This is a genomic window from Coleofasciculus sp. B1-GNL1-01 (genome assembly GCF_040220235.1).
Taxonomy (GTDB): domain Bacteria; phylum Cyanobacteriota; class Cyanobacteriia; order Cyanobacteriales; family Coleofasciculaceae; genus Coleofasciculus.
Window position 1 is genome coordinate 18,974 of record NZ_JAVJTO010000057.1, and the last position, 20,658, is coordinate 39,631.

General features: G+C 44.9%; 15 protein-coding genes. 8 read left to right on the top strand and 7 right to left on the bottom strand.

Going from position 1 to position 20,658, the window contains the following annotated elements:
* Positions 1 to 609 precede the first annotated feature (609 nt).
* Positions 610 to 1,095 carry a helix-turn-helix domain-containing protein gene (locus RID53_RS14655; protein ID WP_446388802.1) on the top strand — a complete coding sequence of 162 codons (486 nt, stop codon included), beginning with the start codon at positions 610 to 612 and terminating at the stop codon, positions 1,093 to 1,095.
* Positions 1,096 to 1,239: 144 nt separating this feature from the next.
* Complete coding sequence (locus RID53_RS14660; RefSeq protein WP_446388803.1) at positions 1,240 to 4,725, top strand: AAA-like domain-containing protein; 3,486 nt, start codon at positions 1,240 to 1,242, stop codon at positions 4,723 to 4,725.
* 70 nt (positions 4,726 to 4,795) lie between these two features.
* Here the strand turns inward: RID53_RS14660 and RID53_RS14665 are convergent, their stop codons facing one another.
* Complete coding sequence (locus RID53_RS14665; RefSeq protein ID WP_446388804.1) at positions 4,796 to 6,118, bottom strand: AAA-like domain-containing protein; 1,323 nt, start codon at positions 6,116 to 6,118, stop codon at positions 4,796 to 4,798.
* 524 nt (positions 6,119 to 6,642) lie between these two features.
* On the opposite strand from RID53_RS14665, the gene RID53_RS14670 reads away from it, so the two are divergent.
* From RID53_RS14670 to RID53_RS14685, 4 genes are all read left to right on the top strand, one after another.
* Complete coding sequence (locus tag RID53_RS14670) at positions 6,643 to 7,854, top strand: RNA-guided endonuclease InsQ/TnpB family protein (RefSeq protein WP_446388805.1); 1,212 nt, start codon at positions 6,643 to 6,645, stop codon at positions 7,852 to 7,854.
* Positions 7,855 to 7,992: 138 nt separating this feature from the next.
* Entirely contained in the window at positions 7,993 to 9,429 is a 1,437-nt protein-coding gene (locus RID53_RS14675; protein WP_446388806.1) for a sodium/glutamate symporter, read from the top strand.
* A 412-nt stretch (positions 9,430 to 9,841) separates the two neighbouring features.
* A complete protein-coding gene (locus tag RID53_RS14680) occupies positions 9,842 to 10,336 on the top strand; it encodes a hypothetical protein (protein WP_446388807.1) in 495 nt (164 codons plus the stop codon).
* 156 nt (positions 10,337 to 10,492) lie between these two features.
* Positions 10,493 to 12,310, top strand: a complete 1,818-nt coding sequence (locus RID53_RS14685; RefSeq protein WP_446388808.1) for an ABC transporter ATP-binding protein — start codon at positions 10,493 to 10,495, stop codon at positions 12,308 to 12,310.
* Between the two features lie 202 nt (positions 12,311 to 12,512).
* Here RID53_RS14685 and RID53_RS14690 read toward each other — a convergent pair whose 3' ends face one another.
* From RID53_RS14690 to RID53_RS14700, 3 genes are all read right to left on the bottom strand, one after another.
* A complete protein-coding gene (locus tag RID53_RS14690; RefSeq protein ID WP_446388809.1) occupies positions 12,513 to 13,388 on the bottom strand; it encodes a bifunctional class I SAM-dependent methyltransferase/HIT family protein in 876 nt (291 codons plus the stop codon).
* A 116-nt stretch (positions 13,389 to 13,504) separates the two neighbouring features.
* A complete protein-coding gene (locus RID53_RS14695; RefSeq protein WP_446388816.1) occupies positions 13,505 to 14,107 on the bottom strand; it encodes a vWA domain-containing protein in 603 nt (200 codons plus the stop codon).
* Between the two features lie 402 nt (positions 14,108 to 14,509).
* Positions 14,510 to 15,112: a vWA domain-containing protein gene (locus RID53_RS14700; RefSeq protein ID WP_446388810.1), complete on the bottom strand. Its 603-nt coding sequence runs from the start codon at positions 15,110 to 15,112 to the stop codon at positions 14,510 to 14,512.
* Between the two features lie 210 nt (positions 15,113 to 15,322).
* On the opposite strand from RID53_RS14700, the gene RID53_RS14705 reads away from it, so the two are divergent.
* A complete protein-coding gene (locus RID53_RS14705; protein WP_446388811.1) occupies positions 15,323 to 15,490 on the top strand; it encodes a hypothetical protein in 168 nt (55 codons plus the stop codon).
* A gap of 97 nt (positions 15,491 to 15,587) precedes the next feature.
* Here the strand turns inward: RID53_RS14705 and RID53_RS14710 are convergent, their stop codons facing one another.
* On the bottom strand, positions 15,588 to 16,673 hold the full coding sequence (locus RID53_RS14710) for a Fe(3+) ABC transporter substrate-binding protein (protein ID WP_446388812.1): 1,086 nt from the start codon (positions 16,671 to 16,673) through the stop codon (positions 15,588 to 15,590).
* A gap of 396 nt (positions 16,674 to 17,069) precedes the next feature.
* On the opposite strand from RID53_RS14710, the gene dprA reads away from it, so the two are divergent.
* Complete coding sequence (gene dprA, locus RID53_RS14715) at positions 17,070 to 18,194, top strand: DNA-processing protein DprA (RefSeq protein ID WP_446388813.1); 1,125 nt, start codon at positions 17,070 to 17,072, stop codon at positions 18,192 to 18,194.
* Positions 18,195 to 18,744: 550 nt separating this feature from the next.
* Here dprA and RID53_RS14720 read toward each other — a convergent pair.
* Entirely contained in the window at positions 18,745 to 19,383 is a 639-nt protein-coding gene (locus RID53_RS14720) for a Uma2 family endonuclease (RefSeq protein WP_446388814.1), read from the bottom strand.
* A 538-nt stretch (positions 19,384 to 19,921) separates the two neighbouring features.
* Positions 19,922 to 20,658 (bottom strand): HEAT repeat domain-containing protein (locus tag RID53_RS14725; protein ID WP_446388815.1); only part of this gene is annotated, 737 nt, incomplete at its 5' end.

Here is a 20,658-nt window from a genome sequence, read left to right on the forward strand (position 1 = left end):
GAACCTGTTTTGAGTATTTGCCGCCAACTGTTTGTTGCATTTGATTGTATTTAGCTTTTCTGAATACCAAATAATATGGACTTGCTACGAGAAGAACTCTGGCAACTATGGGAATAATAAATATAACCTAATTTATTTAGGTTATAGCAATTCTCCAAAGTTGTCAAGACAAAAATAATGACCTCAAAATATGACATTTCTGACCTTCATGGAAATAAATACCTTACCTTTCTAACCTTTTCATCGGAGTCGAACATGATATATTGATAGACGTATGGCAGATTAAAAGTATCAGCCTTAAAATTCAGGCTGACTATACAGACGACACCAATAATTAGCTCGATCGTTGTCTGGATACTGAAAGGGTAACTAACTATTACATTATCGCTTCCAATTGCTTGCTTTGTATTGAATACCCCGTTCGGATGAAGTAGTCGGATGGGGTCTGTGTGAACACAGTTTAATTCCCTTTGAATCAAGGTTAAAGGTATGTTTCTGTTCCGATTGGGACAGAAACCCAGAAATGTGTGCATTAATTAAATAAAATTAACCGCTCAAAGGGGCTTACTAAATACTATCGAACAATTTCACCTAGCCTTGCAATTTGTCATGGAGCCTAAATTTTTTATTCCAGAAGAACACAAACAGAAATTTCAATATACGAGTAACGTTACTCAAACAGAAAGAATCAATGAATTGAACGACTTTATCTTTAAAAGTCAAGATGTGAGAGAATGCAAAAGAGCTGAAGCAGTAAAACTGAGACTATTAGGAATTAGCTACCAAGACATAGCCAAAAAACTAGGAGTTTCTATCGGTTTTGTCGCTAAATTTCAAAGACAATACACCGCAAGAGGACTTGACGGCATTAAACTTAAATATAAGGGATCAAAAGCTTATCTAACGCCTACACAAAAAGCCGAAATTGTTCATTGGATAAATTGTCCAAAAAACTGTAAATTATCGGCATTAAAAAGGCATTTACAAGATAACTATGATGTTGCCTTTAAATCCAAAGAAAGTTATTATCAAATCTTGAGGGAGAGCCAAATTTACTGGCGGCAAGGGAAGAAAGATAAAAAGCATAAAAATTGATAATTACTGGAGTAGAGACGCGCCATGGCGCGTCTCTACAATGGTGCTCTCCACTATCGTTCCGAGCCAAGACCAGAGCCAAGGAGCTAAACTCTTTTATTAAGAAAACTTATCACCCTGATTACTGGAGAGCCATCCATAAATATGAGCCATAATCCCTATCAGGTGGGGGGAAGTCTCACTGTAGATAACGCTACCTATATTTCGCGTCGAGCCGATCGCCTTCTCTATGATGCCCTATTCCAGGGAGAATTCTGCTATGTCTTCAATGCCCGACAAATGGGCAAATCTAGCCTCCGAGTCAGAATCCAGCAACAGTTACACGAACAAGGCTATCGCTGTGTCTATCTAGACATGACTCAACTGGGCAGTGAACAGGTGAGTCATCAGCAGTGGTATCGGGGCATTATGTTGGCAATTGTCAGCAAACTTCAGCTATTGGGGAAAATTCCTCTCAAACAACGCTGGCAAGACTGGGAAACCTTGCCGATGGTGCAACAATTGGGGGTGTTAATGGATGAGATACTTGCCCAAATTCCCCAAACCCGACTGTTTATCTTTGTCGATGAAATTGATACGATTCTCAGCTTATCCTTTCCGGTAAATGATTTCTTTGGCTTTATTCGGTATTGTCACGAATTACGCCAGAATCAAGCCACCTATCAACAGTTAACCTGGGCATTATTTGGCGTGGCTACCCCCTCAGATTTAATTCGCGATCGCACTCGTACCCCGTTTAATATTGGTCAGGCAATTGATTTAAATGATTTTCACTTAGAAGAAGCCTATCCCCTGCTGCGATATTTCCCGGATTATCTACCCAATCCCAAAGGGATTCTCAAGGCGATTCTCCATTGGAGTGGCGGTCAACCGTTATTAACTCAAAAACTCTGTCAACGGGTGATTGAGTTGAGTACAATGGCAACCGAATCCCATCTGAGTCTTCCTTCGGGTACAGAAAACCAATGGATTGCAGAAATCGTCAAAACCCAGATTATTGACCATTGGGAATCCCAAGACAATCCCGAACATCTCCGCACCATTCGCAATCGTCTACTCTATGACGAACAACGCGCCGGACGCTTATTAGGCTTATATCAACAGATTTTAGACAAAGACGGCATTATTAGTGATGACAGTCCCGAACAAACGGAATTACGACTATCGGGATTAGTGGCGAAACGAAACGGAAAATTACAGGTCAAAAACCCGATTTACCAAACCATCTTTAATCGGGACTGGATTCAAGCCCAATTCAATCAATTACGTCCCTATTCCCAAGCCTTAAACGGCTGGGTTGCCTCAAATTGTAGCGATGACTCTTGGTTATTACGGGGAAAAGCCTTACAAGAGATGTTAATCTGGGGGAAAAATCAAAGCCTTAGCGATTTAGACTACCGTTTTCTATCCGCCAGTCAAGTCTTAGAACGCCAATCAAGCCTAGCCAAAGCGGAAGCCGCCCGTCTCCAGGAAGTAGAAGCCCGTCTAGCCATTGAACATCAGCGCAACCAAGAACAGCAACGCAGTTTAAGGCGACAGCGCCTATTATTAGCAGGGGTCAGCAGTGCCTTAGTGATTGCGGCTGGATTAGGAATTTTTGCTTGGTATCAATATCGTCGGGCATCGGTGCGAGAAGCCGAAGCCATTGTCCAAACGGCTGAAGCCTTATTTGCCTCAGATCAACCCTTTGAAGCCTTATTAGAAGCCATTCGCGGTCAACAGCAACTCAAGCGCTGGCAACGGGTGAATCCTGCCGTGCAATCTCACGCCGATGCAATTTTAAAACGAGTGGTGTTAAATATTCATCAGCGCAACCGTTTGGATGGACATGAGGCAGCCGTTCTCACCGTTGATATTAGTCCCGATGGACAAACCATCGCCACAGCGGGAGTCGATACAATGGTTAAATTGTGGAATCGAGACGGCAAGCTACTCTCGACATTTAAGGCACATGAGGCGACAATTCGAGTGGTCAAATTTACCCCGGATGGTCAATTTCTGGCGACGGGGGCTGATGATGGCAAGATTCACCTTTGGACTCCCTCTGGCACATTAAAACGCACGATTAAAAGCGATTTAAAGGGAATCTGGAATTTAGCGTTTAGTCCCGATGGACAAACCTTGGTGGCGGTTGGACGTCGCAGTATCATGGAATTTTGGCAAATTGATGGGACTCCTATCGACCACTTTAAGATCACGCCATCTGGGGGATTATCGGTGAAGTACAATCCCCAAGGAAATCAAATTGCCGTCGGCGGAAATGACGGTACCATAACCCTTTTTCATCAGGATGAACAGCGACAACAAATCATCAATGCTCATCAGGCGGCAATTAATGCGGTTGCCTTTAGTCCCGATGGAGAACGATTAGTTACGGGTAGCCTAGATCAAACGATTAAACTGTGGCGCAAGGATGGTACATTGCTGAAAACCTTGACTCATCATAGTGCGGGTATTCTAGATATAGATTTTAATCCCGATGGGCAAACCTTTGTGGCGGGTAGCTACGACAAAACCCTGTCGCTGTGGACTCGTCATGGTACGTTACTCAACACCTTCAAAGGGCATCAGTCCGCCATTTGGGGAGTCGCCTTTAGTCCCGATGGCAAGATGCTGGCTTCCATTGGGGCAGATAATACAGTTCTGCTGTGGCAGATTCACCATCCGTTCCATCAAATCGTACACGGAACAGGAGCAAGAGCATTAAAAACAATTTACAGCCATGATGGACAACGCTTAGTCACGACTGGAGATCAAGATAATTTACTGTTAACCTCAACCTCTGATTTAACGATTAAATCTGTGGCTGCTCAACAGTTAATCGTCATGAATTTGTCATTGCATCCGACTAAAGAGTTGGTGTTATCGACTGGAACAGATCAGACGATCAAAATTCGCCAGCTTGATGGCACCGTTTTGCAAACAATTCGGGATCATGATGAGGTGGTCATGGGGGCGGATTGGCATCCCAGTGGCGAGGAAATCGTCTCAGCCACCGTCTCGGCTCATATCTATCGCTGGAATACCCAAGGTAAAAAGCTTAAACGTTGGTTAGGTCATTCTGCCCCGATTTGGGATATTCGCTATAGTCCCGATGGTAATCAGTTTGCCACCGCCGGGAATGATGGTACGGTGAAACTCTGGAGTCGAGAGGGCAAGTTACTGCACACGCTTAACCATGATTCAGCCGTGTGGCGAGTGGCATTTAGTGCTGATGGGGAATATCTGATCTCTGGGAGTGGGGATAAAACGGCGAAAATTTGGCGCCAGGATGGTACATTAGTCAAAACCTTAACGGGACATCAGGCGGCGGTTTGGGGGGTGGCATTTAGTCCCGATGGTGCTTTAGCAGCGACGGCTAGCATTGATGAAACGGTGAAACTCTGGACGATGGACGGGACATTATTAGCCACCCTCAAAGGTCATACATCGGGGATTCGCAGTCTGGCGTTTCGTCCCGATGGACAGGTGTTGGCTTCAGCCGGAGATGATCAGGCGGTGGTGTTTTGGAATATTGCCAACATTTTAAACCTGCAACCGTTAGACTATGCTTGCGATTGGGTCAAAGATTATCTTGATACAAACTCCCAAGTTACAGATAGGAAGCGACAGCTTTGTCCACCGGGTTAACTATCATGTCCGGTGGAATACATCGATTAGGACGTTCTGCACCATTGTAGAGACGTTCCATGGAACGTCTCTACAATGAATAATGGGTCAAAAAATAGTTGCGATAGAGTTCACAGGGGAGACTTGCCATCAGTCCTTGCAGTTGCACCAAACCCAATCCCTCTAAACGATGAGCCGTTTGAGTCTCTAAGGGAATCGGCTCTGAACTCGATAACACTTGATAAAAGGCTTGCTCTAACTGTTTATCCTGTGTCAACATAATCCACAGTTGCTCCAAATATTCCCCATAGATACCTTTTGCTGTCGGAGCTTCTGCTAAGAGTTGTTCTAATGATAAATAGCCGGAACGTAACCAGTAAAATGCTAATTGGAGTAAGTAAGGATGACCCCCGACTAGAGCCACTAAAGGATCTAGGGTTTCTATCCCGACTTGCTCCAGTTGATAACGCTGCGCTAATTCGCTAATTTGAGGGCGGGTTAAGGGGGGCAAGCTTAACGGAATTCCGACATTAAAAGGAGATTGGTGGGGCTGAATGGATACGGTTAATTCAGTGGAATAGGCAAGAATTAACCGTAATTTTTGCCAATTTCCTGGGGTGCGAGCTTGTTCATACCAATAACGCAACATGGAGAAGAATTGACTGGCTAAATCGGGATAGTCAAACAGGGTATGCACCTTGTCAAAGGCAATGACTACAGGAGTGTCAACCGCATTCAGGCAATACTCTTGCATATAAACCGTGCAACTCATTTTACTCCCAGCCCCCTCAAACCAATAGTCGTCAAATTTTGGCTCTAAGTTCAACTGTTGGCTAGTCGCCCAACAAATCCATTGCAAAAATTGCTCTAAATCATTGAGCATGGCGGGTTCTGCCTGTTGGACATTGACTAAAACTGTTTGCATTTCCTGCTGATGAGCAATGCCGAACAGACGATGAATTAAAGAGGTTTTGCCCATCCGTTGTGGCGCCCTCAGGCGCATCAGACTCCCGGTTTGATTCAGAGTGGTAATCGCTAAGGTTTCCGTTGGGGGACGCTCAATATATAAAGGTGACGTAGCCGGAAGAGGGCGACCGGGAAAGTCGAATTCTGCTATTGTGGTATTCGGTTGAGTTTTTCGCTGATAGAGTTCGGTATTTCCTTGAGAAAACTGCGTTAACATAAACGCAAGATTTCGCTTGTTAATGTTACAATTTAATTTTTGAGAGAGTGCCAGCCAAAGGTGAGAGCCAATGTCTTTAATGTAACCCGCGTCATATCCCGTTTCTTGAGCAATTTCTCGATATAATTTTCCTGACAACGCCCTGTCTAAAACAATTTCCTCAACTTGGCTGATTTTTCTGGGAGCAAGAATTGTTTTAGCCCATTCAAGTGTTTCTTTTTTGCTATTCATTTTTAGGTAGAGAGGTCAAGATGACAGAAAAACTGGTTAATTTTCAATCCTCAATTTTATGACGATTTTACCAGCTCCGGTAGTCCTGCCAAGAGTAGCGATCATTGACAAACTCAACTCAATACCCATACTAAATCGCTGATTTCATGAATACCTAAGACCTGTTAACAGAAAAACATGATCAAAAAACATATAACTTTATTGTTGTATAGTAGTTAATTAGGCTCAGGCAAGTCGGGAATTTTCTCGCCCATCATCTTTGCGACCTTACGAAGGCTAAAATAAGCTTGATTCTGCACGTCCAAAGTGATACGCAAGGAAAAAAAGTGTTTCCTGAACCTAAGTACAACGATTGGCTGGCTGAAAGGCAGGATAAAATCAAACATTACAGAATAGCGATGGTGCAGGCTCCCCCGCGTTTCAACCGGGGGATGAAACCGAGCGAATCAGAAAGATTGTGGGATAAATCCCACAATAACTATTTTAAATGATATTATATAATTATAAACAAGGAGGTGATATTCTTGTACGGTTGTCAGCAAGTATTATTAAAACCAGATAAAGAACTAGCCGCCGTTTTAGAGTTTATTTGCACCGAAGCGAATAACTTAATGAACTGCGGCATATATTATGCTCGTCAAATCTGGTTTAAGCGTAGGCAGATTATTGGTAAATATGACTTAGAAAAGGAGTATAAAAACAACAAACACTTTCAAGTCCTCTATTCCCAAGCAGCCCAACAAGCGTTAAGAAAAGTTAGCGAATCCTTTAAGTCCTTCATTGGATTAATGAGGGCGTTTAAAAAAGGAAAAATAACGAACGTACCTAGACTACCTAAGTATTTAAAGAAAGGCGGACTTTCTGTTGTTAGCTACCCTAAACAAGCTTTAAAGATTAAAGATGATCAAATTAGGATGCCGTTAGGCAAGCTGGTTAAGACATGGTTTAAGATATCGGACTTCTTTATACCGATGCCATCTAACCTCAACTTTAAAGATATCAAGGAGTTAAGAATCTTTCCCCGCAACGGTTGCTTCTATGCTGAGTTCGTCTACCTTCTACCTTCTGCAACAGCAGATGTAGATCTCTCACGAGTGTTAGGCATCGACCCTGGTCTTGACAACTGGATGACCTGTGTCTCTAACGTGAAGACCAGCTTTATTGTTGATGGACGTAAACTAAAGAGTCTTAATCAACTATATAACAAACGGGTTGCAACCATTAAGTTAGGGAAAGCTCAGGGGTTTTGGGACGAAGAATTAGCCTCTCTCACAGAAAAGCGCAATAGGCAAGTAAGAGATGCAGTTAATAAAGCCGCTCGTGTCGTCATCAACCATTGTCTCCAACATCGAATCGGAACAGTCGTTTTCGGTTGGAATCAGCGTAACAAAGATGGCATTGAGTTAGGGAAAAAGACAAACCAAGAGTTTGTCCAAATTCCTACCGCTCGTCTCAAAAACAGGATTGAGCAACTGTGTGAACACTACGGAATTCGGTTTATAGAAACTGAAGAAAGTTATACCTCTAAAGCTAGTTTTCTTGATAATGACTTTCTGCCTGTATTCGGCTCAGGCCCGGAAGGGTGGAAGGCTAGCGGAAAGCGAGTGAAACGAGGAATGTACCGTACTAAAAACGGAGAATTTATCAACGCCGATGCTAACGGCGCTGCTAATATTCTCCGCAAAGTAGAGATACAGTTAGGTCTTGACTTAGCCAAGGTCTGTAGGGCGTTTTGAGAAGCGCCATCCAGGGTTTTTCTCTGGAACTCTAAGAAGACAAAACTTTCATGACGCGGCTTTAGCCCGTCCCGTAGTATCCTCTTAGAATCCCCCGTGTTTCAACCGGGGGAGAAGTCAAGCATACTTTGTTTTTCCATGCTTAACCTTAAAGATGCTTTTTTCGCCTTCATCTTGGTAGCACTCCTCATTCTAGTGGGGCGGTTCATTCACCAAAAAATCCGTTGGATACAGAAGCTGTACATCCCCGAATCCATTGTCGCGGGTGTGGTGGCGCTGGTATTGGGACCCCAGATTCTGGGTGCGATCGCCAATCCAAATTCACCCCTGGCGAATGGCGTCTTCCCTGAATCCATTCGGGATGTGTGGTCACAGTCTCCTGGGGTGTTTATCAATATCGTCTTCGCCGCTTTGTTTCTGGGTGAATCGATTCCCCATCCCAGGGACATCTGGAATAAGGCTGCACCTCAAGTTGTATTTGGTCAAAGTTTGGCGTGGGGACAATATGTAGTCGGGATTTTACTCACCTTGCTAATCCTGATCCCTGTCTTTGGAATCGATCCCACAGCAGCCGCTTTAATTGAAATTGCCTTTGAAGGGGGACATGGTACAGCCGCAGGGATGGCGGGAACGTTTCAAGAGTTGGGGTTTCCCGATGGTGCTGACTTGGCGGTAGGATTAGCCACGGTGGGGATTGTGTCGGGGATTGTCACGGGAACGGTACTGGCGAATTGGGGGAGACGCCAAGGCTATGTGCAAGGTGTTCAGCAAAATGTAGCGGAACCGGAATGGTTTGAGGATTACACCCACAGTGAAACCCCGCAAATCCGCAGGGCGCGATCGCGCTTGATGCGGAATATGTTAATTGATCCGCTATCGTTGCACTTTGGCTTTGTCGGATTAGCGATCGCGATCGGGTGGCTGATTCTGCAAGGATTAGTCTGGATCGAGTCAGTGACATGGGGTATAGGCGGATTTGAACTGATGAGGTATGTTCCCCTATTTCCCATGGCGCTGGTGGGGGGAATTATTGTCCAGTTGCTAATGGAACGGTTAGGACTACATCCGCTAATTATTCGCCCTTTAATGAATAATATTGCGGGAGTCGCCTTAGATATTGTCGTCGTTACCGCCTTAGCCACCATTTCTCTAACCGTACTCGGAGAAAACTTTGGTTCCTTTCTGCTGCTGAGTGTCGCTGGGATAACTTGGAATATTTTCGCCTTCCTTTATCTCGCCCCGCGTGTAATTCCATCTTACTGGTTTGAACGGGGGCTAGGTGATTTAGGACAATCGATGGGAGTCACTGCAACGGGTATTTTATTATTGCGAATGGTTGACCCCGACAATCGCTCCGGTGCCTTTGAAAGTTTTGCCTACAAACAGTTATTTTTTGAACCCATTGTTGGCGGTGGATTATTCACCGCAGCTGCGCCGAGTCTAATTGCTAGATTTGGTCTGGTTTCCATCTTGTTGATCACAGGAGGACTTCTAGCCGCTTGGCTGATTTTTGGATTTCTCGCCTTTGGGAAACAAGCCAGACGAGCCAGAAACGCGGAAACGGGGATTTTTTAGGGATGGGTTTGGCGAAGTTGGGGGAGCGGGGGGAGCGGGGGAAGTTAACTCAAAACTCTACCTTACCTGTTCCCTGTTCCCTCTTCTGGAGACAAATGACGTAGCTTGCTTCTTTTCAGGAGCGAGTATCTCCACCGTTAACTTTTATCGTACCTACCTTAAAATAAGCATATCGACGAATCAGAAGGTATCTAGTTGGCTTTTTATACCAAGTTGCATTCCAAAGATATAACTTTCCCTCCCCCTGCTTCCCCTGCTTCCAGACGCGCCATGGCACGTCTCTCCATTGCTCTCCCTGCTTTTCCTATCTACTATGTTGGAGTTGGAGCGCAACTCGGTATTAGTCCCGGATTGCGGTCACGGGGTTTGTAGGAAAGTATGCTATCCGTCTGCTTTGACATTTGTAAGATCCATGCTCACACATCACCGCTTACCTGTTTGTCTTTCAGTTGTATCGACTGATCTACCGATTTGGTTCACCATCGAAACGGCGGCTACGCTGTATCAAAAAGAACGCGATCGCTTTCACTTACTCTTGAGAGAACCCCCACTCCCGGAATGGGAATCCCGACACCCTCCCCAAACGGGTTCCACGAATGTCGTCAAGCGCACTCCCCAGCGACTCTTATGGCTAGAAATCTCTCCCTATCGGATGATTATGACGATGCAGGCAAATGGTAATTTGAGTTATCGTCATCGTTGGGAGCGAGGGGTTTATGGTATCAGTCGCTATTGGCTTCATGAAAAGGCGACGAAGAAGCATCAGTCGTTGCAACTGCGAAATTATACCCGGATGCTGAAACTAGAGGGATACCCCTTACCCCAAAGCTTGGAACTTGACTATGAACTCTGGTCAGGTAAGGTGCGTCTAGGTCACTACCTTCTCCGGCTACAGATGTACCATTGATGGGATGGGAATTAGGACAAGAGAATTTTCATGACCAATCCAGTTTTTGCTGGATTTATTAATTATTCGTTATAAATAGAAAAATATATTGTTATGCAACCAGATAATAGAATTCCGCTGGGTTGATTAGACCAGTGCGGCTAGATCAGGAGCATCATGGTAACATTTCGAGATATTCTCACCTATTATCGACCGTACTGGGGCATCTCGATTTTGAGCATAACGGCTGCCAGTCTATTAGAAATAATTGATTTAGTGGTACCTTATGCGATCGGGCAGATTCTCAATGTCCTATCCGATCAACCGGTGGATAGGCTAATGCAAACGGTAATTACCACAGTCGCTACCCTAACCCAAAATCCCGTCAATCAGTCCTTATCTCTGACTGTGTTAGTGGGTATCATTTTTGTCGTCACTGTCGTCAGGGCACCGATTCAACCCTGGTTAGGTAGCTGGTTTCACTGGGCAATCCCTCTACGCGCCCGTCGCGATCAATCAGAAAATGCCATCCGCAAAATTCTCACGCTTCCTCTAGAATTTTATGATGAAAATAACCCCGGACGAATTGCCGGACGACTCGCGAAAGGACTTGCCAATCATACCTGGACGTATCCGGAAATTGCCGGACAACTGATTCCTAAACTGGCACGGGTATTGGGCATTTTTGTGGTGATCTGGTTCATTGAATGGCGTATTGCCCTATTATTTTTGATTTCCTTTGTGTTTATCTTGGGATTCAGTCTTAAGAATCTCAGGGAACTGATTATTGAAGAAGGTTTATTAGATCACCATCAAGAAAATACGGAAAGTCGCACCTCAGAAATCATCACCAATATCAAAACTGTCAAAGCCTTTGCTACAGAAGCAACCGAACTCAACCGACAGCGTAAGCGTCTCAACCGAGAACTCAAATTTGTCTTGTATCGCATCCATTTGGGGTATGTGAAATTAGCCACCTGGCAACGAACGGTGATCCAAATCTGTGTCTTTTCTATTTTGGGGTTAACTCTGTTTGCCACGGTTCAAGGCAATATCTCGTTAGGGCATTTTATCACCACTTTAACCCTGTCCAGCATTGCCTATGCTGAACTCGAACCCATCAACGATCTCTCGGAAACCTTTGCCCGTCGCTATGCTTCTATGGTTCGATTGCATGAATTCATGCAGCTTCCTGGAGGAACAGATGCGGCGGGAATCATTTTAGATCCGGCTGAGAATGCCAAATCCTATCAATTTCCGGGCAAAGTTGAGTTGCAGCACTTGAGTTTCAGTTATGATGCTAAACGTCCTGTTTTGCAGGATATTAATTTACAGATTGAACCCTGTCAAACGATCGCATTAGTCGGGCGATCGGGTTCGGGGAAATCGACGTTGGTTAAACTCTTGTTTCGGTATTTTGAACCGGATCAAGGTAGCATTTTGATTGATGGTCTCGACATTCGCCAGTTGGATGTGACTGGGTATCGTCAACGTTTGGCGATCGTTCACCAGGATGTTGATGTATTTAACGGAACGTTGTTAGATAATCTGACTTATGGTAATCCCAACGTTAGCTTTGAGAAAGTCCAAGAGGCTTGTCGTATTGCCAGAGTAGACGAAGTAATCGACCAATTACCTAAAGGTTACTCAACTATAGTCGGTGAACGCGGCGTGCGACTCTCAGGCGGACAAAGACAACGATTAGGAATTGCCAGGGCGCTATTAGTTGAACCCGATGTCCTGATTTTTGATGAAGCCACCTCCAGCTTGGACTACGAATCTGAACGTTCGATTCAGTTAGCGATGCGGACGATTCAAGGAACCTGTACCACAATTATTATTGCTCATCGACTGAGTACGGTACGCGATGCCGATAAAATTGTGGTACTAGATCAAGGTAAGATTGTGGAAGTTGGTAGTCATGATGAACTGTTGCGTCATGAAGGGATTTATTGGCGGTTACACTCGCTGCAAGAAACAGGAGAGCTACTTTGATATACAGCAGTTTGCTCTGCTATGCGGTACGTTGTCGATCCCCCTAAATCCCCCTTAAAAAGGGGGACTTTGATCTCCTGTACTTTATTACAGCGCAATGCTTTTTTCAAAAAAGGTGGTAAAAAATATAGTTATTTTTATTCAATAAAGTGTTTTTATTCATTCTTAAAAATTCAACGATCGCCTAAATCCACATCTGATATCATGTCCGGTTAAACTTGTGACTTGTGACCTTGGGAATTGCATATCTAATTCCTCCCTTTTTACCCATAACATCTCCTTGGTAACGCGGGATAACATGAATGCTGGTGTGCATCATCTTTTGTCCCGCCTCTCGATTCACATTAAATCCCACATTAAACCCATCGGGATGAAATTGATCCATTAAAAACTCTTGGACTTGGTTAACCATGAACCAGCAAGCCGATTGTTCTTTAAAGTCCAAATCAAAATAATTAGCAACATGACGTTTAGGAATCACCAAAACATGCCCTTTACTGGCTGGATAGCCATCGAACATGGCATAAGCTGTTGCTGATTCAGTCAACACTCGCAGACTTCGACGAGGGTTACAAAAGATGCATTTATTGGGTGAATGCCGTTGATAATTATAATGGACGTATTCGTAAATTTCGCAATACTCATCTAGATGAATGGATTGGAAGGGAAGTTTGACAACACACTGATACGTCGGTTTCTTATGAATATAATGTTCTCGAAATCCTTCTCTTTTCAGATCTCGCCTCACCGCATAATAGGCTTTTCCACCCGGTTTCAACAAATGCGAAACGTTCATCAATACTCTTGCTTGTTCTTCAGCAAAGAGAACATTTAACACATAAAAGCAGAGAATGGTATCAAATCTAATCGTGGGGTATTCGGGGAAATAGTAGGGGTCATAGCCGATAATATCCAAGCCTTTTTGCCGCAGCAGTTTGACATCATTACCCAAGCCACAACCAAAGTCGAGAATTTTACCCTGAAGCCGATTTTGTTCGAGGAGAAGCTGTCCGGGAAAGGAGAGATAAACTCTGTCTTTAGCGGTGAGATGACTGAATTTATTGGCTTGCTTTTTCATCGGACAGGAATAGAGTTTGTAGTAAGCGCTTTAGCGCTTCTGGCACTAAAGTGCCGACTACGAACCCAGCTTAAGTCAGCGACATTCATATTCGGTAAAATGAGCGGATTACGCGATTAATCGATGATCGCATTCACCAAGACTTCGGATAGCGTCATATCTGCCATGTCATCGAGGGTTGCAGTATCCGCAATATCAAACTTAGCACCCGCCCCTTGCAGTTCGTCATCCAGAACATTGAGGAATCGCATGGCTGTGGGATCATTCCCGACTTGCATTAACGAAATCCCCAATTCTTCATCCCGATCCATTTGACGCGAGGCTTCAATAATTACCCGCATCACCGCTTTGCGATCGTCGGGTTCGCCATCAGTAACCACCAAAATTATTTCCCCATCGGGTTTGGCTTCTCCGGCGGCTTTGCGCTGAAAATAGTTATCCGTGGCATCTTTAAGGACAGAAGCTAAATCTGTACGCCCCATGGGGTCATTTTCTTGAAAGATTTGAGTCACTTTATCGGAGGTGACATTATCGTACCGTTTAAAGCGACTGGAAAACAGATAAACGGTGATACCATTCGCATCTAACTGTTCGCATTTTCGGGCGACTGCTAAGGTAGATTCCTGAACGGTTTCCCAACGGGTTTTTCCACCGGGTTGATCCGGTGTGGACATGCTGCCGCTTTTATCAATAATTAACGTATAATCTCGATCTGGCATAACAAAAATCTCTAATTCTTCATCAAGGGAATAGGAAAAACCAAGTCTTGCTCCCTTCTTTTTCCCTCTTTGCTCACCTGGGGGTGAGGGTTGTAGCTTAAGTTGATGACTGGTATGCTGGTGGGTTTCGACTTCGCTCAACCCACCGACTTCGCTCAACCCACCCTACGGTATATTAAGAATCTCGGCAATTCCAAAATGCTTATTGAGCGTGCCATTAAACTTAAGTTGATCAGCTGTCATGCATCTAAATTGGGTATAGGTGGTGAGCAAGATGCTCACACTACAAACATTTTCCCATTCTTGATATTACGGTTTAAATGCCGAACAGCTTATGGACGGTTTAACTGATAACATTATTAATCAAACCGATAACTTGAGTAAACCCGCCCTGCTTAAGGTTTAATCCTGAATCGCATTCAACAAGATTTCGGGTAATGTCATATCCGCCATATCATCTAGGGTAACGGTGTCAACGATATCGAATTTGGCACCCGCCCCTTGCAATTCATCATCAAGAAGCTTGAGAAATCGCTTGGCTGTGGGATCGTTACCCACTTGAATCAGGGAAATGGCTAATTCTTCATCTCGATCAATATGACGTGATGCTTCCACTATGACTCGCATCACCGCTTTGCGATCGTCCGGTTCTCCGTCGGTGATGACTAAAATGGTTTCCCCTTCGGGTTTAGTTTCTCCCGCTGATTTGCGCTGCAAGTAGTTATTCAGTGCATCCTGAAGCACACTAGCTAAGTCAGTTCGCCCCATCGGGTCATTTTCTTGAAAGATTTGCCCCACTTTGTCTGAGGTAACGTTATCGTACCGTTTAAACCGACTGGAAAAGAGGTAGACGGTGATACCATCGGGGTCAAACTGTTCACATTTTCGGGCAAGGGCGAGAGTTGATTCTTGGGCGGTATACCAACGGGTTTGTCCACCGGGTTGGTCAGGCGTTGACATGCTGCCGCTTTTATCGATGATTAGAGTATAGTCGCGATTTTCCATAACACTGATTTCACTGATTTATTAGAGAGATTAGGGTGGGGGTGTCAGATTTTGGTCACACTGATTTCACTGATTTATTAGAGAGATTAGGGTGGGGGTGTCAGATGTTGGTTGCACTGATTACACGCTCGGTTTTGGTACTTAAGGGCGAGTGCATGTCAACGCAAGTAGGTTGGGTTGAGGAACGAAACCCAACGAGAATAGGTGAGCTTGAACATCTTATACCAACCTGATATGCTCCCCTCAACCGTTGATTACTTTTTAGTTTACCTCTATGCGTATCTGAGGTTATACGCCTTTTGGATGAATGTCACCGACTTAAAGGTGGTGGGCAATGCTCACTTTACAGTATATCCTGGCTTTTCACGAGAAGTCTAGACACCTGATCCGGGGCGGGTTTAGTCACTTATGGATGCAACCGAAAAGATAGTTGTGAAACCCGCCCCTACAGGTTAACGGGAGTGAAGGATTAGGATTATTTCCAACCTGCCCGATCCATTAATTTTACGGCTTCTGGGTTCTTTTCTCCATAACTGACGACATCTAACTCCGATTGCTTAAAGTCGCCAAAGTCAGCCACAACAGGATTAGGTTCCATATCCGTGACGACAGGATACTCATTCGCTTGATTGGCAAAGATTTCCTGGGCTTTGGGTGTCACCAGGTACTCTAGAAACTTAACCGCATTTTCTTGGTTCGGCGCATCGGTAACCACACCACCACCACTGATGTTGATATGAGTCCCATCGGCAGTTTGATTGGGGAAGAATACGCCGACTTGTTCCGCGACTTCTTGATCTTCCGCCGCGTCGGATTTTTTGAGACGGGCTACATAATAATGGTTAACGATCGCGACATCACATTGACCCGCAGCTACAGCTTTAATTTGCGCCGTGTCATTCCCTTCCGGGGGACGGGCAAAGTTATCGACTAAGCCTTTGACCCAGGTTTCTGTCTCTTGTTCTCCTTTGCCTTCAATTTTAGAGGCGACTAAGGATTGGTTGTAGATATTTTCGGAACTGCGGATGCACACTCGTCCTTTCCATTCGGGTTCGGCTAAGGCTTCGTAGGTGGAGAGTTCTTCTGGCTGAACGTTCTCTTTGTTATAGACAATGATTCGCGCCCGTTTGGATAACCCAAACCATTCTCCTTGGGGATCACGGAGATTGGCGGGAACGGCTGATTCTAAGGTTTCTGAGGAAACGGGTTGCAACAAGCCTTCCTCTTGCGCCCGCCACAGGCGTCCCACGTCAACGGTAATTAAGACATCGGCTGGACTGTTTTCGCCTTCACTCTTGATCCGTTCGATCAATTCGTCGGCGTCTCCTTCAATTAGGTTCACCTCGATCCCCGTTTCTTCGGTGAAGTTCTCGTAGAGGACATCATCGGTGTCATAATGGCGGGCGGAGTAAAGGTTAATTTCTCCGGCATCGGCTGTGTTATCGGCTGCGCCATCTGTGCTTGCTGTATCGGCAGGTTCGTTGGGATTTGAACAGCCTGCAACCACTAACAGGGCGAGTCCAGAGCAGAGTCCGAGTATACTACGTCTAGTAATTTTCATTAATGACCAGTCTTGTTGTGATTTGGGTTAAGTTCCAGTGAGCCGCGATCGCTGTCCTTTGTGACCCGTTGCTATATCGCTCAATATCTCAGCATATCTGGGATTGAGCGACTTTAACTTGCCCAGGTTTCACATCGGTTAACTAGGCTGCACTGGGGTAGATAGATGATTATTGTACATGTTAATGCAATTTATTCTTAATTGAGTCGTAATGATCCTGCATTGATGTTGTCTCAACCTGGAATAGTTCGATTTACTAGACGTATAGCAGCTACCTTGACAGGTTAGGACATTTTTCTCTGTTCCCTGTTTCCTGTTCCCTATTCCCTCTTGGGATCAACTGATGTCCTAACATATCCTCGTAGTGCTATATGTACCGATAGGGAGGACAATCCGTTGTCAGACGATCGCGCTTACTGGTTAGCTTGGTCACAAGTCCCGCGTGTCGGACCGATATTACTGCGACGCCTCCAGCAGCATTTTGATACGTTAGCAGAGGCTTGGGCGTCTCCAGCCAGGGAATTGGGTCAGGTGGAGGGGTTTGGGCGGCAATTGCTTCAGGCTGTGGAGAAGACGCGATCGCATCTCAATCCCCAACAGTTTCTGGAACAACACTCTATCAAAAATCCCCAGTTTTGGACACCTGCTGATCCAGACTACCCCCGCTTATTGTTAGAAATTCCCAGTCCGCCGCCTGTATTGTACTATCGCGGACAGGTAGACCAGCAGGAAAATCAGGGGATGAAACCGATGGTTGCGATCGTCGGAACTCGTGAACCGACGGATTATGGGAAGCGTTGGACACGGAAAATTAGTGCAGCGCTGGCGAAAAAGGGCTTTACTGTAGTATCTGGAATGGCAGCCGGGATTGATACCGAAGCCCACAAGGGATGTTTAGAGGCGGGTGGGAGAACGGTAGCGGTTTTTGGTACAGGAATTGATGTGATTTATCCGCCTCGAAATAAACTCCTGTACGAGGCGATTTTAGACCGGGGATTGGTATTAAGTGAATATCCGGCAGGAACTAAGCCCAATCGTCCCCACTTTCCCCAACGCAATCGCATTATTGCCGGATTGAGTCGGGCAGTTTTAGTCATGGAAGCGCCAACGAAATCAGGGGCGTTGATTACGGCGTATCAAGCCAATGAGTTTTGTCGGGATGTGTATGCATTACCGGGTTCCTTAGATAATCCCAATGCGGTGGGATGTTTGGGATTATTGAATCGGGGGGCAAGTGTGATTTTGAGTGAGGGGCATTTGTTAGAGATGTTGGGGGCGATACCGGAATTAGATACTGGGAAACAGTTGTCTTTATTTGAGTCAGAATCGGTTAAAGCGACACCAGAGTTAGCGCCAGAATTAGCAAAAGTGTTTCAGGTTTTAGGGATTGAACCGACACCCTTGGATGTGATTGTTCAGGAAACTGGGATGACAGTGGCGGAGGTTTCGGGTGTTTTATTGCAGTTGGAATTAGAGGGGTTAGTGTCGCAGTTACCGGGGATGTTATATCGGCGAAATTAAATCATTATTTTATCGTAGGGGCGCACAGATGTGCGCCCGGTTTTGGGTTGTGTACCCGCACTAAGCTACTCGGCATTTAAACCTTAATGTCAATAATGGCGAAAGCCTTGCCGTAGTGCGTTAAGCGAAGCCATGCCGCAGGCTTTGCATCTTGCTCGCTACTATTGAGCATCTTGCTCGCTACTATTGAGCATCTTGCTCGCTACTATTGAGCATCTTGCTCGCTACTAATACCCAATTTATAGCACTACGGGGATACGTTAGGACATTTCTCTGTTGCCTATTGCCTGTTGCCTTTTCACCCAATTTTATTGTCCTAACCTCAATGCGTAGTGCTATAAATGCATGACAGCTTATTCAGTCTCTACACCGCTCCCCTCTTGCTCCCCTCTCCCAAGCTTGGGAGAGGGGCTGGGGGTGAGGGCTGGAAGTTAGCGTTCGCGCAGCGTTCCCGAAGGGTAGGGTAGCGTAACGCACCATAACTTTTGTAGTAAACGATGCGAACGTTTATGGCGCTAAAGCGCAACTACAAACAAACCTCTAAATTGCCTTAAAGACTATCTGGATCGATGTTCAACTCTCGCAATTTTGCTGCTAATCGTTCAGCCCGTTGCGCTTCTTGTTCTCGCTGTTGTTCTAATTCCAAATAGGACAAAAATCGTTGTCCATCTGGTCGATATAATTCTAACCCTGCTTCTGTTAGTTCAAACCGCACTGTTAAACGAGGACTAACCCAGCCAGACATGGGTTCAATGACTTCTAGTAGTCCTTCTATTCTTTGCCACCCTCTTAAGTCTTTATTGTCTGGATCATAGAGGTAATATTCTTCGACACCATAACGGTTATAAAATGCCAGTTTTTTATCCATTTTAGTCTGGCTGTCATGATAGGAACGGATTTCAAAGACAACCTGCGGCGGGATATTATTTTCGCGCCATTGTAGGTAGGAACGGCGATCGCCTTTTGGTACGCCAAACACAACCATTACATCGGGCGCTTGGGAGATGGTGTTGTTGCCTTCAACTGGATACCAAAGTAAGTCTCCGGCGACAAAGACATTCGGGTCATCTTTAAATAAAGCATCACAGCCGCCTTGGATTTTGGTAATCCATTGATATTGAAGGGTGCTGTCTGCCATGGGTTTACCATCACTAGAGGGATAAATAATTTCTTCTTTGGCGAGTGTCATCGGATTAAAACCTAAGTAGAATTTACTTAGTTATATGTTGTTGTGTTGTCGTTAAGGGATAAGCTGTCATGCATTTAAATTGGGTATTAGTAGCGAGCAAGATGCTCGCACTACGGCAAGGCTTTTGCCATTATTGACATTAAGGTTTAAATGCCGAACAGCTTATTGGTTAAATTGTATCAAAATTTGCCTCTCTAATAATATTCTCCTGTAGGGGCGACCCGCAGGCATAAATTGACAACTGTGTTTATTCAATTTGAACGGATCGCCCTTGGTTTTCAGGGGAAGTCTAAACATCTGAGTCGGGGCGGGTTTAGTCACATCTGGGTGCAACCAAAAAGATAGTTATGAAACCCGCCCCTACACAATTAAAACAAATGTCGCTGATTTAAGTTCGTAGTAGGCACTTTAGTACCAGAAGCGCTAAAGCGCTGACTACAAACTCTAAAGTCAGTGCCATTTCACTTAACCCTAACGTTGTTTAGATTGGATTATGTAAATATAATTTATGGCTAATATCATAGCACATCTAAATCTTTTAATTTTCTAATTGTGCCAATTTATTCTGAGCAAAATCCCTAACTTTTTTATCAGAATTATTTTCGGCTCTGTCGCGCAGCAAGGGTAGAGTCTGGGGATTATCGGGATATTGTTTGATAATGATTTCAAGTGCTAATTGCCGAGGATTATCTTGCCAGACTTCCTCACGCACAAAGGGATCATTGAGAGCGCGATCGCGTAACAATTTAAATAGCCATGGCTCATCTTTCCAGCCTTTGGCTAACTCTTGCACCGCTGTATATCGCACAGCCCAAGAGTCATCAGATTGGGCTTTTTGTTTGAGAATAGGTAAGGTGTCTGGCTCATCTTTCCAGCCTTTGGCTAATTCTTCCACCGCTGCACGTCGCACAAGCTCATCGTCATCAGATTGGGCTTTTTGTTTGAGAATAGGTAAGGTGTCTGGGTCATCTTTCCAGCCTTTGGCTAATTCTTTCACCGCTGCTTCTCGCACAGCTCCATCGTCATCAGATTGGGCTATTTGTTTCAGCCAAGATAAGGTGTCTGGGTCATCTTTCCAGCCTTTGACTAATTCTTGCACCGCTTCATATCGCACAATCTCATCGTCATCAGATTGGGCTATTTGTTTCAGCCAAGGTAAGGTGTCTGGGTCATCTTTCCAACCTTTGGCTAATTCTTGTAACGCTGCACGTCGCACATATTCATTGTCATCAGATAGGGCTTTTTGTTTGAGAATCGGTAAAGTGTCTGGGTCAT

Coding starts and splice junctions, on each gene's coding strand:
- RID53_RS14700 (WP_446388810.1), bottom strand. CDS start 15,112: ATGGAAAATCGCGACTATACTCTAATCATCGATAAAAGCGGCAGCATG.
- RID53_RS14665 (WP_446388804.1), bottom strand. CDS start 6,118: ATGAATAGCAAAAAAGAAACACTTGAATGGGCTAAAACAATTCTTGCT.
- RID53_RS14685 (WP_446388808.1), top strand. CDS start 10,493: ATGGTAACATTTCGAGATATTCTCACCTATTATCGACCGTACTGGGGC.
- RID53_RS14720 (WP_446388814.1), bottom strand. CDS start 19,383: ATGACACTCGCCAAAGAAGAAATTATTTATCCCTCTAGTGATGGTAAA.
- RID53_RS14710 (WP_446388812.1), bottom strand. CDS start 16,673: ATGAAAATTACTAGACGTAGTATACTCGGACTCTGCTCTGGACTCGCC.
- RID53_RS14660 (WP_446388803.1), top strand. CDS start 1,240: ATGAGCCATAATCCCTATCAGGTGGGGGGAAGTCTCACTGTAGATAAC.
- RID53_RS14690 (WP_446388809.1), bottom strand. CDS start 13,388: ATGAAAAAGCAAGCCAATAAATTCAGTCATCTCACCGCTAAAGACAGA.
- RID53_RS14675 (WP_446388806.1), top strand. CDS start 7,993: ATGCTTAACCTTAAAGATGCTTTTTTCGCCTTCATCTTGGTAGCACTC.
- RID53_RS14695 (WP_446388816.1), bottom strand. CDS start 14,107: ATGCCAGATCGAGATTATACGTTAATTATTGATAAAAGCGGCAGCATG.
- RID53_RS14655 (WP_446388802.1), top strand. CDS start 610: ATGGAGCCTAAATTTTTTATTCCAGAAGAACACAAACAGAAATTTCAA.
- RID53_RS14680 (WP_446388807.1), top strand. CDS start 9,842: ATGCTCACACATCACCGCTTACCTGTTTGTCTTTCAGTTGTATCGACT.